This is a genomic window from Eudoraea adriatica DSM 19308 (genome assembly GCF_000382125.1).
Classification (GTDB): Bacteria; Bacteroidota; Bacteroidia; order Flavobacteriales; family Flavobacteriaceae; genus Eudoraea; species Eudoraea adriatica.
In genome coordinates, this window is record NZ_KB907549.1 from 454,342 (window position 1) to 469,983 (window position 15,642).

The window sequence follows — 15,642 nt, forward strand, 5'->3', positions numbered from 1 at the left end:
TCGATTTGGTTTAGGATTATTTCTTATCTGATTACAATTTAGCGAACAGAAGAACAATAGGAAATGATAATTATCAGGAGGGCCTGGGGGTTATTCCTTTCAAATTCAGTCTGGTCTTCGTTTCCTTAAAATGCCCCCGGCATAATTGAATACTTCTGATTTTAGCACTTGAAATTGTTGTAAGCAGTTCACCACGTTGGCTTTTAGTTGCTGATGTTCAACATGAACATCTTCATCGCAATGCCCGCTCTTACATTCCAAAGCACCGCCCAGCTTATTTTCATGTTGTATTATTTGTTCTTCTAATTCCTTTCCATAATTCTTAACCGTCTTCAGGCGGGCGAGATAATCCTGTAAACGCTCAAACAAGTTGGGCGTATCGGGTTCAAAAACATAAGAGTGGAGCAATTCTTCTATAAACACCAACTCATCCTTCATCAGATGAAAGGAAGATTTCCATTGCCGGGAGTCTAAATGGAATTTTTCCAGATCATATGGTTTGCGATCTTTCGTTTTATTTTTCATTAAAATGTATCTGTTTTTAAAACTACTCTCGAATTACAGCATGAACAATGATCAAAATCATGTATCAATTAAAAAATAAGCTCTGCGGTTTCAAATAATTCCGGAATCCGGACTTTCCATTTATAGATATCTTCAATTTTATCTTTGAACGCTGCCAGGGCTTCCTGCTCTCCATGTATCAAAAAAACACGTTCCGGAATATTTTTTATAGACGCCATCCAATCCAACAATTCTTTTTGATCCGAGTGGGCCGACAAACTTTCTTCATGGTATACACCGGCATTTACGGAATAGTATTTTCCAAAGATCTTAAGCTCCTTAGCCCCTTCTAAAAGTGCTCTACCCCTGGTTCCTTCGGCCATGTAACCCACCAGTAAAATATTGGTGTTCGGATTATCGACCAGTTGTTGCAGGTATGTGAGAATTCTTCCTCCGGTGACCATTCCACTTCCGGCAATAACAATTTTTGGTCTGGGATCATCTATAGTTTCCCATGTTTGCCTATAGGAATCAATAATATTAAAGTGCCTGCACATCGCCTTGTATTCCTTTTTCGATAATTTATGCCATTTGGGGAAACGTTCGAAAATGGCCAGCACATCGTTTCCCATTGGGCTATCTATAAATATTGGGATATGCGGTATTTTGTTCTTCTTATAAAGCTTCCAGAATAAATACATCAAAGATTGCAAACGCTCTACCGCAAAGGAAGGAATGAGCAGATTACCTCTGGCGTAAAGGGTTTTGTTTACGAGCGAAACCAATCTTTCCTCAACATTATCCGGCGGGTGCAATTTGTTTCCATAGGTGCTTTCAACAAACAGAAAATCGGCCCACTCGGGCTTAACCGGGGGATCTAATAATAAATCCTCTGGCCTTCCAACATCGCCTGAAAAAACAAAACGCTTACCGGAGATGTCTAATTCAATAAAAGCAGAACCAATAATATGCCCGTTGTATCTGAACCTATATTGGATATTCTCGGAAAGTTGCATCCAACGGTCTAATTCTTCCGCTTTAAACAGGGTAATTGTATGTTCTGCATCATTCAAGCTATATAATGGCATTGCCGGCTTATGCTTGCTATAGCCCTCCCTATTTGCCATTTCTGCTTCTTCTTCATTTATTTTTGCGCTGTCGAGCAATATTATCCTCGCGATTGCCAGAGTGGGTGCAGTTCCTATAATGTTGCCTTTAAAGCCTGCTTTCACCAGCCTGGGCAAATAGCCTGTATGATCCAGATGACCATGTGTTAACAATACAACATCTATTGAACCAACCGATACGGGTAATGGTTTCCAATTGGAAATCCTGAGATCTTTCTTCCCCTGAAACAACCCACAATCAATGAGAATATTCTTCTCCGTTGTTTCGAGATAAAATTTGGATCCGGTTACCGTACCTGAAGCGCCTAAAAAATGTATTTTAACCATTATATCAATTTAATGGTATTAAGTCTTACAAAGCATCCCCACTTCGTTGAGAATTTTAGTTTTTCTTATATCGGAAACCCCCAAATGATCCAGGTAGAAACTATCTTTTAACAATTGACGGCACAATACCACATCGCGGCTTAACAAAAATTGCTTCTCTCTTTTCGTCAAAAGTGTTGAAACTGTTATGGGGTATAACCCCAGCCTGTCTATCCGTTCTTTTATGCTATTCCCTTTTGGATAGTCCCAGCTTAGAAGGTACAGCCCTGTACAATTTCCATAGACTATGGCATCTTTGGTAAAACGTGTATTGGTAACCACCCAGCAATCGTCTGGTTCCCCAATATTTGAAATAGCATTATCCCCGGCATTTTTTATATCCAGGTATCTTGAATAAATGTATAAAGGAATCTTTACATTACAATTGCGACCTTGTTCTCCATGAAATTTACATTCAATAATTAGAATAGCACCATTTTTCTCCGCAACCACATCTATTTCATGGCTTACACATTTTCCGGAAACATTCTTTCCAACCTGAATTTTATAGCCCGAATACATTAATATGGCGCCTATAAACCTTTCAAAAGGAAAACCTGTAGGTCCGAGCTCATAAATAGCCTTTTTAAGTTTATATTTGGATGCGTATACCGGCTTTTTGCGCTTTAAATAGCTATAGGCCCTGTTATATAATTCTTTGGTTGTGATTCCATCATATAACTCTTCCCTGACCAGACTCAAAATCTGAGAAATCAGTTTACTGTCTGCGCCACTTCTTTTTAAAGAAGATCGTAACTTCTCTTCAGAGAATAATACTTTGTCACCCGAAGCCTTAACTATGAAAAAATCTTCTTTTGCCATAATATTCCCTGATTGAGGTGGTCCACAAAAAGTTTATCTAATCCTAGGCGTTACCCTTTTTATTAAAGAATTCCCTTACCAGGGCTTTGACCTGATTTTCGGTCATACTATCTGCCTTCTCCACGGTCTTAACCTTTAAAGCCAGTGTCTTATAATTTTCATTTAATTCTTTGAAAAGCTTTGCATTGGTATCAGCCGGACCAAAAATTGCTATGGCTTCAGCATCTTCCATTGTTTTTGCCAATTCCTTAAAATACGATTTCAATTGATGTTTCTCTCTTTCCAGATATTTGCTATCCTGCACTACATCCTGAGGACCCCATCTTGTCTTAGAGCGCGATCCACCCTTTGGATTAAAGAAATCAATTTCAGAATAAATGGTATTGAATCTAACATCTTCATTTTGCAGTGTTACCAGATGTGCCTTTTCCTTGTCCAACCAAATTCCAATTTTCTTCATCTCTATAAATTATGAATTAGTATTGCGTTTGTATATCAGCATTGTAAGGATCTTATACTATTAATCCATTCATCAATTGTAAAATGATGGCTATCAGTCGGTATATGGGAGAATTAGAAATGGTATGTTTATATTAAAACTTACTTTTTCTATTACCGGTTCCCGCGTTAATTTCTCCAAAAAACCGTGTTTGTAATGAATCATTGCCAGCATATCAATACCCAATTCGTCAATAAAATCAGTAATCGCCCTGGTTTTGTTAGTAAAATCGGGCATCCAATGTATGGTATGTCTAATATTTACCAAATACTCCCGTAGGGTATATAAATTAGATTTCTGTACCGGACTTAGCCTTTCTTCTTCATTTATATGCACTATAGAAATGTTAGAACTACAATTTGATGCCAATGTTTGGAGCGGTTGCAAAACTTTGGCATTGTAATTCTTCTTGTAGTCCGTGGCAAAAGCAATACTGGCAGGCGGCAAAAACTCCTTTTCCCCCGGAATAGTCAATATGGGACAATCCTTAATTGCATTTATGGATTTAATTACGCTACTACCCAGAAATATGGATTTAGCCCCGGTTTTCCCTTTATTGCCCATCACAAGAAGATCGGCTTTCGTTTCTTTAATGGCCTGTGATAGAGCATCAACTAAATTTTTATTTTTTGAATGAATACTAATATGATGCCTGGGATTCCCTGAATCAAGATTTATTTTGTGCAAAAATCCATTTAACCCCTCCAGGGATTCCTCCTCCAATTGCTGTAATAAACTTAAATTACGACCTGCGGCCTGACAATTACTTTTTAGCGGGGTATGCTCCGTATAGGCATTGATTATATGGAATGAGCAATTACAGTCTTGAAACAAGAGCTTGGCATAAAAAAGGGCGTTATAGGCATTGTTGGAAAAGTCAGTGGCAACAAGAATATTTTTCATTAAATTTTCTGTTTTTCTTTACGGAATAACCATAAAAGGAATGCTAACGTGAAATCCTATTTTCTTAATAACAGGTTCTATAAAAAGACTTTCCAAAAAGGTATGCTTGTTTTGGATCATTGCCAACATGTTCATCTTGTTTTTTAATTGGAAATTATTTATTCCGGTTATGATTTCCTGACTTGGGAGATCATGAAACAAGTTGGGAGTTTTCTCTAATAGTTGTTCCAGTTTGGCCTTATTTTGTTCCTGAAACTCGGTAAGGTCATAACCGCTGGATATATGTATTACCTGAATCCTGGATTTGTGTAATTCAGCCAAATCAAGAAGAGCAGTCAATTGTTCCTCACTGTACTCCACTTCAAAGTCCGTAGGAAACAATATTTCTTTAGGTGTTTCGAACTCAAAATCTGCAGGAATTGCAATAACAGGACAAGTAGCTTTTTTAATGACATGAACCGTATGTGTGCCAAGGAAAATTTCTTTTGCCCCGGTTGCTCCCTGAGTACCCATTATTACCATATCAGCATTTTCATTGGCAACCATTGAGGCTACTTCATCTACAAGGATATTAAAAGCAGAATGGGTAATTATAGTATGCTTTGGATTCTTAAACTCCTTCTGAAGTTGTTTTTGAAGTTCTTCTAGCTGATTTATAGATTCTGATTGGTAAATATCTCCCAGACCAATCTGACCAGGGCTGTGCAACAAATATTCTGTTTGGTAAATTGCCGGTGTATAAGTATTCATCAGATAAAAAGTTGCCTCCTCATCCTTTAAGAGGTTCATTGCATAAGTGATAGCGTTATATGCATTATAGGAAAAATCGGTAGGAAGAATTATTTTTTTCATGATACGTGTTTTTAAAAGTTAACGCGACAGGTTTTGCAAAACCAAAAATGGTATTTTTATGTGTAACCCTATTTTCTCAATAGTGGATTGATGCAACATTTGCTCCAGATGTGAATGCCTGGAATTAACCATTATCAAAAGGTCTATTTCTTTATGGACAATATATTTGGTGATTGCAACGGTTTTATCCTTTCCTTCTATCGTTTCAAAAAACAAGTCGGCTTTGTACAGGCATTCTTTTAAAAAACTCATATTGTCTTCCTGTCGAAGTGAAAGTTTCTTGGTAGAGTTAATATAGAGCATATGAATAGATGATTTGAAGGAACCCGTTAATTCACACAATAATTTTAATTCTCTCCTTTTATAAGGCACCATATAATCTGAAGGAAACAAGAGCTCTCTGGGTTGATGGTATTTGTAATTTTCAGGAATTGCCAGAACTGGGCATTGGACGTATTTCAAAACCTGAACGGTATTGCTTCCAAAGGTTATGGTTCTGTCATTCGTTTCACCCCTTGTCCCCATTACAACGATATCCGCATTTTCCAAATTAACAAGATCATTGATTTCATCTGTAAGAGTGCCAAAAGCCGATACTGACTTGAATTTATGCCTTGGGTTGGGTGAGTACTCAAAGATATCTTTGCGTATTTTTGCCAGTTTTTTTTCAGAATTATTGTAGGTTACCTCTTTTAGTTCGTCTAATGAACTTCGCTTAACAATCCGGTCTTGCTGATAAACCTCATCTGCATAAGCATGTAAGATATAGAAGTCGCTCCTGGTATATTTGAATAATTGGCAGGCATATTTTAGTGCATTGAATGCATTTTCAGAAAAATCTGTGGGTACTACAACTTTTCTCATAACCAATTTATCTTTGGAACTGCATTAAAATTACCACTTAACAAGACAGTAAACCATGACATTAATCAGTTACTGAACTCTTTATATTTTTTAAATTAGCCACAAATGATTGAAAAAAATGAAACAAAATTTTCGAAAATTAACGTCGGGTGATATTCCTGTGCTTGTAGATTTTTATGCAGATTGGTGTGGCCCTTGTAAAATGCTGGCCCCCATCCTAAAGCAGGTTAAAGAAGAATTAGGTGACACCATTAAAATTGTTAAGATAGATGTAGATAAAAATCAATCCATTGCCTCGAAATATCAGGTGAGAGGTGTTCCCACGATGCTTCTTTTCAAGAATAATAAGCAACTATGGAGACAATCCGGGGTTTTGCCAAAAAATGAAATAATAAATATCATTACGTCCTATAGGTAGATGTATGAAAACCGGAAGTATCACCACCATTTGGATCTTCCCGTTAGATTCTGCAAGCACATAAAGAAACAGCAACTTCGGCCGACTATCATTCGTGTAATACCAGGAAAGGAATATCTGTATGGTAACTAATTTCTTCTACGGTTGGCCTGAAAAGAATTCGTTGGAAATAGTTAAGGTTTTTAGCCACCATTGCCATCATATCAATGTCTCTGCTCTCAATAAAGCACTGAACAGAAGTTTCCAGTTTTACACCGGTTAGGGTATGGAAACTATGGTCTATATCCCTCAGATAATCATGTAAAAAGTCCTTATTCCTGTTTTGTTCTTCCGTTAAAACTTCACCTTTTTTAGAAATATGAACTACTCTTAAAACAGAATTATTCATTGAAACCATTTCAAGTAAAGTATCCAGGACTTTGATATCATATGCAATATGAAAATCGGTTGGGAAGGCTATTTCTTTTAGTCTTCTGTAAACAGAATTCTCCGGAACTGCCAGCAAAGGGCATTTTACCTTGGTTATCACATCACCGGTATTGCTTCCCATAGCTACTTTTTTAAGCCCGGAAGCACCTTTAGTTCCCATTATAATAAGGTCTATCTCTTTATCTTCTACTTCCTTCTTGATTCCATCTGTGAAAAAATCATACTTTGCCTTTGAAACAAATGAATGCAATTCATTGTTATGATGCTCTTTAATAAAATCCACAAGTTTTTTCAGATCTTTTTTGCTTTGAGTTAAAACTTTTTCCTTTAGCATTACAGAACTACCCTTAACGGAAGTTCCGGCTCCCGAATAGGGTGGGATTGGATTAATGTGAATTATGTGAAAAGTACATTTGGTTTTCTTAAATAATTCAAGCCCATAATTTATTGCATTATGTGCATTTTCTGAAAAATCTGTTGGGATTAAAATACGTTTCATCTTAGTCTGATTTGTTAAAAAACAAAATTACATTCAGCAGGATAACCGTAAAATGATTACCATCATGTACCAGTAAATTCGGGTTTCAAAAATTAATAAGGAATCTTTTCTAACCGATCCATATCCAAAATTCTAATATCCCGATCCTGAATCTCAATAATGCCTTCTTTCTTAAAGTTAGACAAGGTTCTTATGAGAGTTTCTGTAGCCATTCCGGCAACACTGGCCAGATCACTCCTCAATACATGAATATTACCGGCTTCATCTTTCTGTAACTTATCTGCAAATTTCAGCAAGGTAGAAGCTGTTTTCTTGCGCACAGAACCATAGGCCATCTGCAATAACTGCTCTTTTATCTGTATTAAGTCCTCTGATAAAAGTTGTAATAACTCCATAACGAGTTCGCTGTTTTGCTCCAAAAGTATTTTTAATTGATCCTTGTGAAGGCCAATTAGGGTAGAATCTTCCATGGCTGTGGCATATTCCCGATAAGGAATGTTCTTAGTAAAACTTGTAAAGCCAAAAAAATCGTCTGCTCTGTAAATTCCTGTGATTAATTCCTTCCCTTGCTCATCCAACTTATGTGTTTTTACGTTGCCTTTTATCACCAAATAAACCAAATTAGAGTTGTCTCCTTCCCGGTAAATTACATCGCCCATTTGAAAATAGAAATCATCCCCATTGTCATCAATAAAATTCTTGAGCTGATGAATACTCTTAACCTGCATATCATTTCCTGAAGTATCAGTTGTATAATTCTGTTGGGACTCCATAAGAATATTGGCCTTGGCAATCCTGCTTTCAATTGCACCGACAAGTTCTGATTCTGCGAATGGTTTAGTGAGGTAGTCATCTGCACCCAATTCCATTCCCAGTCTAACTTCCTTGTGTTCCGTTTTGGCAGTGAGAAAGATGAATGGTATTGCCTTGGTCTTATTGTCAGCGGACAAAGCCTTTAAAACACCATAGCCATCTAACTTTGGCATCATAATGTCGCATATGATAACGTCCGGGTGAGCCGCTTTAGCAGTCAAAACTCCCTTTTCCCCGTCAGGAGCTGTAATGACTTTGTAATTTGCCAATTCCAATAATTCTGCGGTGCTCTCTCTTAGAGTAGTGTCATCTTCAATTAATAATACCTTTTTGATCATAGTAAAATCTTTGAAGTTTTAAAAAGAATCTCTTGGCATTATACCAATTGACAAATGTTATTTAATACTATTAACAGGGAGCTTAACGGTGAATGTACTCCCTTTGTTTTCAATACTTTTAAAGCTAATATTTCCTCCCAGATTTTCAATATGAAATTTGACAATATTAAGCCCTATTCCGGTACCCTGAGTAAGTAGTACATTATCTGCCCGGAAGTATCGCTCAAATATATGTACTTGGTCTTTCTCCGGAATACCAATCCCCCTGTCTACAACGCTGAAAGAAAGCTGATCTTCTTGAAGGTCAAATTTTATGTCTATTTCGGTTTCTTCCGGGGAGTACTTAATGGCGTTATGCAACAAATTAGTTAGTATCAATGAAATAATCCTTTCATCCTGATATACCATTTCTTCCTCTATATTCATTGGATAATTTATTTTCTGACCGGATTTAAGTAACATATTTGCATTATAAACCACCTGATTAACTACTTTACTGAGCGAAAAATCAGCAAGTCTGTAAATCTCTTTACCCTTCTCCAGTCGTTCAATAGATAAAAAATCATTCAATATGCCTGTAAGATAATACACCCCGTTGGAAATAGACTCCAGGTGTTTCTTTCTCATGTCCTGTTGATCAGAATCGCAGTATTTTCCTACCAATGTGGCCGAGGTGAGAATTGAACTTAATGGGGTTTTAAACTCATGAGAAACCATTGAAAGGAATTTGGACTTAAGCTCATTCAGTTCCTTTTCTTTGATTAAAGCTTCTTTGAGTTCCTGGGTTCTCTGGGCTACGGTCTTCTCAAGTTTTTGCGTATAGTTTTTTCTTTCAGAGATATCGAGGGCAATAGCAACTGCTAATACCCTGCCCCCCAGAGTGGAGGATTGCAAATGAACTTCCACGGGATAGGTAGTTCCATCCTTACGCTTAAAAATGGTTTCAAAGGTAATTTTCTTTTGATTGTTTAGATGCAGAGGATCCAGAATTTCCCGTAACCGATCTTTCGTAATACCACCAAGTAAATCCTCTAAAGTTATTTTTTTTAATTCTCTTAAAGTATAACCCGTATTTTTCTGTGCTCCGTAATTTACATGAGAAAACCGGTGCGTTTTTACATCAAAAACATAAATTTCATTAAGTGAATCATCAAAAATCTTTAAAAAATGCTGTATCTCCTCCTCTGCTTTCACTCGTTTGGTAATATCATTCTGTATTCCCACAAAATGCGTGACTTTCCCCTGATTATTGCGGATTGGATTAATGGATATCTCGTTCCAGAATAAGGTACCATCCTTTTTATAATTCCTTACCTGTACCCGGCACTTTTTACCTGCTTTTATTGCATTACGCATTATTCTCACACCTTTTTGGTCATTATCATCTTTCTGTAGGAAGCGACAATTTCTATTTAGGGCATCAGAAGGGGAATATCCGGTAAGTTTGCTAAATGCCCTATTCACATATATAATAGGGTAATCATCTTCCAATGCATCTGAAATAATAATGCCGTTATCTGTTGAATCCAGCGCTTTACTTTTTATGTCCAGGCTTTTTTCAATTTCGATCCTTTCAGATAAATCATTAACCAATACCAGGATATAGGTGTTTTGGTATACAAAAAAAGGATTGAATTTTACATTTAAGGGAAATACCTCCCCGGTTTTTCGCAGCCCCTCTACACATCGGCCACCGGCCAATTTTTCTTTCTTAATATTCTTGCAATATTTGGCAAAATGTCCATTGTGGATTTTTTTATTCTTCTCAGGAATTAATTCGGAAAGTGGTTTTCCCAGGAGTTCATGATGCGTATATTCAAACAGATAGGCCGCTTTTTCGTTAATAGAGACAATTAACTGGTCCTCATTTAAAACGATTATGCCCTCCGATACTGCTTCGGATAGTAAATTGCATATATCAATATTTTTATCAAAAACATGCATCCTTTTCATAAAATAAGATATTAATTATCCGCAGGCAAACTGCAAGCTTAACTAAACCCTGAAAGTAATAACCGGCAAATTGGCATGATTAACTACATCTTCTCCTATGCTTCCTTTGAAAAAATGCGCAATTCCGCTTCTACCATGGGTCGGAATAGCTATCAGATCTGCATTTACATCATTTGCATAATTAAAAATACCTCCTTCAATTGAATAGTCCGAGACATATACGATTTTGGTATTAGAAGGCACCTCCCCGTCGTGCGCTACTTTAAAGAAAAATTCTGCTTTCTTTTTCATCTCCCCGGTACTCATAAATTCTTCATTGGGTAAATTCACATAAACCAGATGGAGTTTAAGGTCCCATTTTGCAAAAAGAGCCCTTGCATTATGATAGGCTTTAATACTCTCTACCCTTAAATCACAGGCAAAAACAACCAATTTAGGGTTAAATAAAGGAGTAGGCTCTTTAATCACTAAAACCGGTATGCCCGATGTTCGTACAACCTTTTCGGTATTGGAACCTACAAATATCTCGCTGACACCACTTGTGCCATGCGAACCCATGATTATTAAGTCAATATTTTGCTCTTTTGCCAACTGATTAATCTCACTGAATATCTTGTAGTTTTGAACCATTTCAGTAACCTTCACTCCTTTCAAAAATGGTTTATCCAAAAAGGTCTCGTAACGTTTTTTGGCCAATTTCATATAAAAGTGAGCTTCCGCTGCTTCTTCAGACTCGCTTTTCGTTAAGTAAGCTTCGGAAAGACCCATCATATGCAGCACAACAATCTCCGAATTGAATATTTTTGCCAGATTAGCTGCTACTTCAAGTGCGTATCCGGCATGTTCCGAAAAATCTACGGGCACTAATATTTTTTTCATGGTAATTTATTTATAGTAGGTATTCAATACTTCCTAAAGGTTTCCTTTCGCTTTTTTAGCTGGTTTTCCAGTTCCTTTATTGTTGTGGCAGCTGCCTTTTCAAAATTATCCTGATCAGATTTAGCAAATAATCTGGGTCCCGGTGCACTTAATCGTATTTCGCATATTTTACCTCTGCCAGACGGGTCATTTTCCAATTTAAAAAATACATCTGCTTTAATAATCCAATCATATTTATTCGCCAGCTTTTCTAATTTTGAAGTTACAATTGCACTCATAGATTCACTGGTTGGCATTTGAACATATTGAATATTTATTGTCATAATTGAATGTTTAGAGTTTTGAATAAAGATCGTACGGAGTATAATGGTAAACTATGACATTTGTCATTGTTGACAGCTGTCTGCTCATAATTATACAAATGCGCTATCCTCTAATTTAGAGATACTTATTAACCTGACCAAAAACAATAAGGAACATAATCAGGATCGCAGTGGATTACTCTCTTTAAGTAAAACAATAAGGACTCCCAAAATGATCACATTTTTAATGATATACTGGCCCAGGAGGGTAAGGCCGAATGGTGCCTGCGTGAATACCAGATCCGGAAAAAAAAGAAATGGCAAAAAAGTTAAAATAATATGAACCAAAGCCAGCTTTAAGGCAAATTTTATAAAAAGGTGGCTTATTAATAGTAATCCAATCGAGGTTTCCCAAATTGCAAGCAGTATTATGGATATTTCCGGGGTAAGAATTCCAAATGTCAACTGATCAATGGTTGCCTTGGCAAGATCTTCGGCAGGACTTACTCCAACAAAGAATTTGAGCATCCCGAACCAGAGATATACGACGCCAATGCTTACCCAAATCAGATTGACTTTTGATTTCCTATGTATTAAACGGGCTGCCAGTTCTTTCATCTTATTTTAAAAAAAGCTAAACTAAGGTTCCTAAATAATATAAAATGTGACAAATGTCAGCTTTTGCAATTTATATAACTATGGATCAGGACATCTTAAATGAATAAAAGCCCGGAAAAGATCCGATAACATTAAACAACGATAGCTATACTTAAATTATGTCAATTGGTCTTCCAGGGATTAGTTTCCTTTTTGGGACATGCGAAATAACGAATACGGAAATGATCCAGGTCATTCCTTTATCTACAAAATGCTCATAGTTTTGTTTTTTGTAACTATAATTCAAAAGGAATCTTAGCATTCATTCCATTATAATTTTAAATACTAAAAATTATTCGTTTGTATGAAGGATAAGTACTTAAATACCCTGGTTGTAGAAAATTCAAAGGTTCAACAGACCGTTATAAGTCAGCTTGTCCGGAATCATGGTGATTTGAATTTATCAGCCATATGCAACAATGCCATAGATGCCGGCAGAATTGTTAAAAATCAAAAGATTGATTTAATTCTACTCGATATTGAAATGCCCCGCATAAATGGTTTTAACCTTCTTGAATCTTTAGATAAAGAAGTTCAGGTTATCATTATAACTGCTAATCCAAACTATGCTCTAAAAGCATTTGATTTTGGAGTAACCGATTATTTGTTAAAACCTGTAAAAACCGGTCGCTTCAATAAAGCCATTAAGAAAGCATGTATTATTTACGGCAAAGTCCGCGAGCCTATTGAAGAGGAGGAATTTTTAAAGGTGCGGAGTAACATGAATAACCGGAAGCTCAACATAAGAGAAATTAAATGGGTGGAAGCGCTGGGCGATTATGTTAAAATAATCACAGAAAATGAAACCCTGGTTGTCCTGAGTTCCATGAAATCAATTTCTGATAAACTACCTAATGATAGATTTCTTAGGATTCATAGAGCATATATTGTAAATTTAAACAAGATAGAAAAATTCGGCTGTACGAGTGTGGAGGTAGGTCAATATCAGCTACCAATGAGCAGAAAGCAAAAAGCAAAACTTGAACTGCTTTTGGAAAAGGTGGATAATTAGCAAGTTAAATTATACCGGATAACTCAAAATAAACTTGATGAGATATATTCCTTTTTCACATAGATTACTTTTAAGCTTACTCTTTGTTTCTGTCTTTGCAGCCTGCAATAAAGACCAGGAAAAGATCCTGCCCTCAGAAGTAACCATTACAGAATCTGTATATTCATCGGTAACCATTCAACCGGATAGCCTTTATCAGGTATACGCAGCTGTTGGAGGTATTCTGGATAAAAATTTTGTTGACGAAGGTGATTCCCTGGCCAAAGGTATGCCCATAGCTCAAATTATCAACAATACCCCTAAGCTAAACATGGAAAATGCGAAACTGAACCTTGAATTGGCACGTGAGAATTACAGTGGGAGTAATGCCATAATAAGGGCACTGATCGATGAAATAAACGCTGCAGAACTCAAATATAAAAATGATTCTGTAAATTTTTCCAGGCAAAAAAATCTCTGGGATCAAAATATAGGATCAAAAATAGAATATGAAAACAGAAAACTCGCCTATGAATTATCAAGTAACAACCTGGCTTTGCTAAAAGGTAATTTTGAAAGAACAAAGTCCGAATTAAAAACAAAATTAAAGCAGGCAGAAAACAATTATGAAACCTCCATTATTGCAACAAAAGATTTTACAGTAAAAAGTAAAATTAATGGTAAACTCTATGCGCTTTACAAAAACCAGGGCGAAATTGTTAATACTATGGAACCCATTGCTGCTATTGGGAGTGCCTCTGATTTTATAATTGAAATGTTAGTAGACGAGGTTGATATAGTAAAGTTGAAAATTGGTCAAACCGCATTGATAACACTTGATGCCTACGGATCAGAAGTATACACTGCGGTTCTAAGCAAAATTTATCCAAGGAAAGATGAGCGCTCCCAGACTTTTAAAATTGAAGCCCTATTTACGAACCCGCCCGAAGTACTGTATCCGGGGCTGGCAGGAGAGGGAAACATTATTGTTTCCCAAAAAGAAAATGCTCTTACCATACCCAAGGAATATCTTATTGGTGATAATAACGTAAAAACGGAAGAAGGAATTATAGAAATTGTGACGGGGATAGAAGATATGGAACGCGTAGAAGTACGTTCTGGCCTGGATGCAAATACGTACATTATAAAGCCCGAAGAATGACCAATTGGAAATTAATAATTAATATTGCCAAAACGCATCTGTTAACCAAAATGAAGTCTACGGTAACTGCCTCTCTTGGAGTTACCTTTGGTATTGGAGCCTACATTACCCTGGTGAGCTTTATGACTGGTTTGAATGGAATGTTAGATGACCTCATTCTTAATCAGACTCCTCATATACACATGTTTAATGAAATTGAACCTTCGGCGGAACAGCCCATTTCTTTATACGAAAAATTTGACGAAGGTTTCAACGTTGTCCATTCCATTAAGCCAAAACAAAGCCAGCTCAAAATACATAATGCCCTCCCGATATTACATTATTTAAAAGATCAGGAAAATGTAAAAGGCGCAACACCGCAACTCCGGTCTCAGATATTTTACCTGTCCGGGTCCATAGAACTTGGCGGCAATCTTGTAGGCGTTGACATAATGGAGGAAGTGAGCCTGTCCAATATTCAGGATAATATTGTAGAGGGAAGTCCGGAGGCACTGAAAAATACGGACAATGGAATTTTACTGGGATCCGGGCTGGCCAAAAAAATGTCTCTTGGTGTAGGGAATCGCCTGCAGGTGAGCACCGTAAAGGGCACTGTTTTTCCATTGAAGATAGTTGGAATATATCAGAGTGGTATTGCTGAAATAGACAACGTTCAGAGTTTTGCAAATCTTAAAACGGTACAGAGAATCCTGGGGGAGGCTGAAAATTATATAACCGATATCAATATTAAACTCTTTGATATCTCCGAGGCTCCTGCCATGGCCAGGCAATTAGAAAAGCAGTTTAAAATTAAAGCCACGGACATTAATGAAGCAAATGCCCAGTTTGAAACGGGCAGCAATATTCGCAATATAATTACTTATTCAGTTTCAATAACCCTGCTCATTGTGGCCGGCTTTGGCATCTACAATATTCTGAATATGCTTATTTATGAAAAAATGAAAGACATCGCCATACTTAAGGCAACGGGGTTTTCGGGGACCGATGTTCAGCTTATATTTATGAGTCAGGCTATGATAATAGGTGTTATAGGTGGTTTTGTAGGCTTGATCATCGGTTTCTTCCTATCCAGAGTTATTGATAATATCCCATTCGAAACCCAGGCCCTACCAACGATAAGTACATTTCCCGTAAATTATAATCCGGGTTATTATTTTATCGGAATTACATTTGCCCTTATTTCCACATTTATTGCCGGTTATTTACCCTCTAACAAGGCCAGAAAAATAGATCCTGTGCGAATTATTCGCGGAACCTAATTCAT

17 protein-coding genes are annotated in these 15,642 nt (G+C 36.8%); 4 read left to right on the plus strand and 13 right to left on the minus strand.

Annotated elements, in window-relative coordinates:
• Positions 1 to 105 precede the first annotated feature (105 nt).
• From G504_RS0111565 to G504_RS0111595, 7 genes are all read right to left on the minus strand, one after another.
• Entirely contained in the window at positions 106 to 525 is a 420-nt protein-coding gene (locus G504_RS0111565) for a hypothetical protein (RefSeq protein WP_019670345.1), read from the minus strand.
• Between the two features lie 68 nt (positions 526 to 593).
• Entirely contained in the window at positions 594 to 1,958 is a 1,365-nt protein-coding gene (locus G504_RS0111570) for an MBL fold metallo-hydrolase RNA specificity domain-containing protein (RefSeq protein ID WP_019670346.1), read from the minus strand.
• Positions 1,959 to 1,976: 18 nt separating this feature from the next.
• Positions 1,977 to 2,819, minus strand: coding sequence for an ATP cone domain-containing protein (locus G504_RS0111575; RefSeq protein WP_019670347.1), 843 nt, complete (start codon positions 2,817 to 2,819; stop codon positions 1,977 to 1,979).
• A 43-nt stretch (positions 2,820 to 2,862) separates the two neighbouring features.
• A complete protein-coding gene (locus G504_RS0111580; protein WP_019670348.1) occupies positions 2,863 to 3,279 on the minus strand; it encodes a hypothetical protein in 417 nt (138 codons plus the stop codon).
• Between the two features lie 93 nt (positions 3,280 to 3,372).
• A complete protein-coding gene (locus G504_RS18625) occupies positions 3,373 to 4,221 on the minus strand; it encodes a universal stress protein (RefSeq protein WP_019670349.1) in 849 nt (282 codons plus the stop codon).
• A gap of 18 nt (positions 4,222 to 4,239) precedes the next feature.
• Positions 4,240 to 5,073 carry a universal stress protein gene (locus G504_RS0111590; protein WP_019670350.1) on the minus strand — a complete coding sequence of 278 codons (834 nt, stop codon included), beginning with the start codon at positions 5,071 to 5,073 and terminating at the stop codon, positions 4,240 to 4,242.
• An 18-nt stretch (positions 5,074 to 5,091) separates the two neighbouring features.
• Complete coding sequence (locus G504_RS0111595; RefSeq protein WP_019670351.1) at positions 5,092 to 5,937, minus strand: universal stress protein; 846 nt, start codon at positions 5,935 to 5,937, stop codon at positions 5,092 to 5,094.
• 118 nt (positions 5,938 to 6,055) lie between these two features.
• Between G504_RS0111595 and trxA the strand changes: the two genes are divergently transcribed.
• Entirely contained in the window at positions 6,056 to 6,355 is a 300-nt protein-coding gene (gene trxA / locus G504_RS0111600) for a thioredoxin (protein WP_019670352.1), read from the plus strand.
• Positions 6,356 to 6,443: 88 nt separating this feature from the next.
• Here the strand turns inward: trxA and G504_RS0111605 are convergent, their stop codons facing one another.
• From G504_RS0111605 to G504_RS0111630, 6 genes are all read right to left on the minus strand, one after another.
• Positions 6,444 to 7,283, minus strand: a complete 840-nt coding sequence (locus tag G504_RS0111605; protein WP_019670353.1) for a universal stress protein — start codon at positions 7,281 to 7,283, stop codon at positions 6,444 to 6,446.
• Positions 7,284 to 7,375: 92 nt separating this feature from the next.
• Positions 7,376 to 8,434 (minus strand): response regulator, encoded by a 1,059-nt coding sequence (locus tag G504_RS0111610; RefSeq protein WP_019670354.1) that lies wholly within the window; start codon positions 8,432 to 8,434, stop codon positions 7,376 to 7,378.
• Between the two features lie 57 nt (positions 8,435 to 8,491).
• Positions 8,492 to 10,387 carry a sensor histidine kinase gene (locus G504_RS0111615; protein ID WP_019670355.1) on the minus strand — a complete coding sequence of 632 codons (1,896 nt, stop codon included), beginning with the start codon at positions 10,385 to 10,387 and terminating at the stop codon, positions 8,492 to 8,494.
• 42 nt (positions 10,388 to 10,429) lie between these two features.
• On the minus strand, positions 10,430 to 11,266 hold the full coding sequence (locus tag G504_RS0111620; protein WP_019670356.1) for a universal stress protein: 837 nt from the start codon (positions 11,264 to 11,266) through the stop codon (positions 10,430 to 10,432).
• Between the two features lie 23 nt (positions 11,267 to 11,289).
• Positions 11,290 to 11,589: a ribosome hibernation-promoting factor, HPF/YfiA family gene (gene hpf, locus G504_RS0111625; protein WP_019670357.1), complete on the minus strand. Its 300-nt coding sequence runs from the start codon at positions 11,587 to 11,589 to the stop codon at positions 11,290 to 11,292.
• 159 nt (positions 11,590 to 11,748) lie between these two features.
• Positions 11,749 to 12,186 carry a hypothetical protein gene (locus tag G504_RS0111630; protein WP_019670358.1) on the minus strand — a complete coding sequence of 146 codons (438 nt, stop codon included), beginning with the start codon at positions 12,184 to 12,186 and terminating at the stop codon, positions 11,749 to 11,751.
• A 343-nt stretch (positions 12,187 to 12,529) separates the two neighbouring features.
• Here G504_RS0111630 and G504_RS0111635 point away from each other — a divergent pair, with 343 nt between their 5' ends.
• From G504_RS0111635 to G504_RS0111645, 3 genes are read left to right on the plus strand one after another with little or no spacing between them, the layout of a single operon-like run.
• Positions 12,530 to 13,237: a LytR/AlgR family response regulator transcription factor gene (locus tag G504_RS0111635; RefSeq protein WP_019670359.1), complete on the plus strand. Its 708-nt coding sequence runs from the start codon at positions 12,530 to 12,532 to the stop codon at positions 13,235 to 13,237.
• A gap of 37 nt (positions 13,238 to 13,274) precedes the next feature.
• Positions 13,275 to 14,378, plus strand: a complete 1,104-nt coding sequence (locus G504_RS0111640) for an efflux RND transporter periplasmic adaptor subunit (RefSeq protein WP_019670360.1) — start codon at positions 13,275 to 13,277, stop codon at positions 14,376 to 14,378.
• The gene (locus G504_RS0111645) at positions 14,375 to 15,637 is read left to right on the plus strand and encodes an ABC transporter permease (protein ID WP_019670361.1); all 1,263 of its coding nucleotides are present in this window, start codon (positions 14,375 to 14,377) and stop codon (positions 15,635 to 15,637) included. Before G504_RS0111640 ends, G504_RS0111645 begins: the two co-directional genes overlap by 4 nt.
• Positions 15,638 to 15,642: the final 5 nt, after the last annotated feature.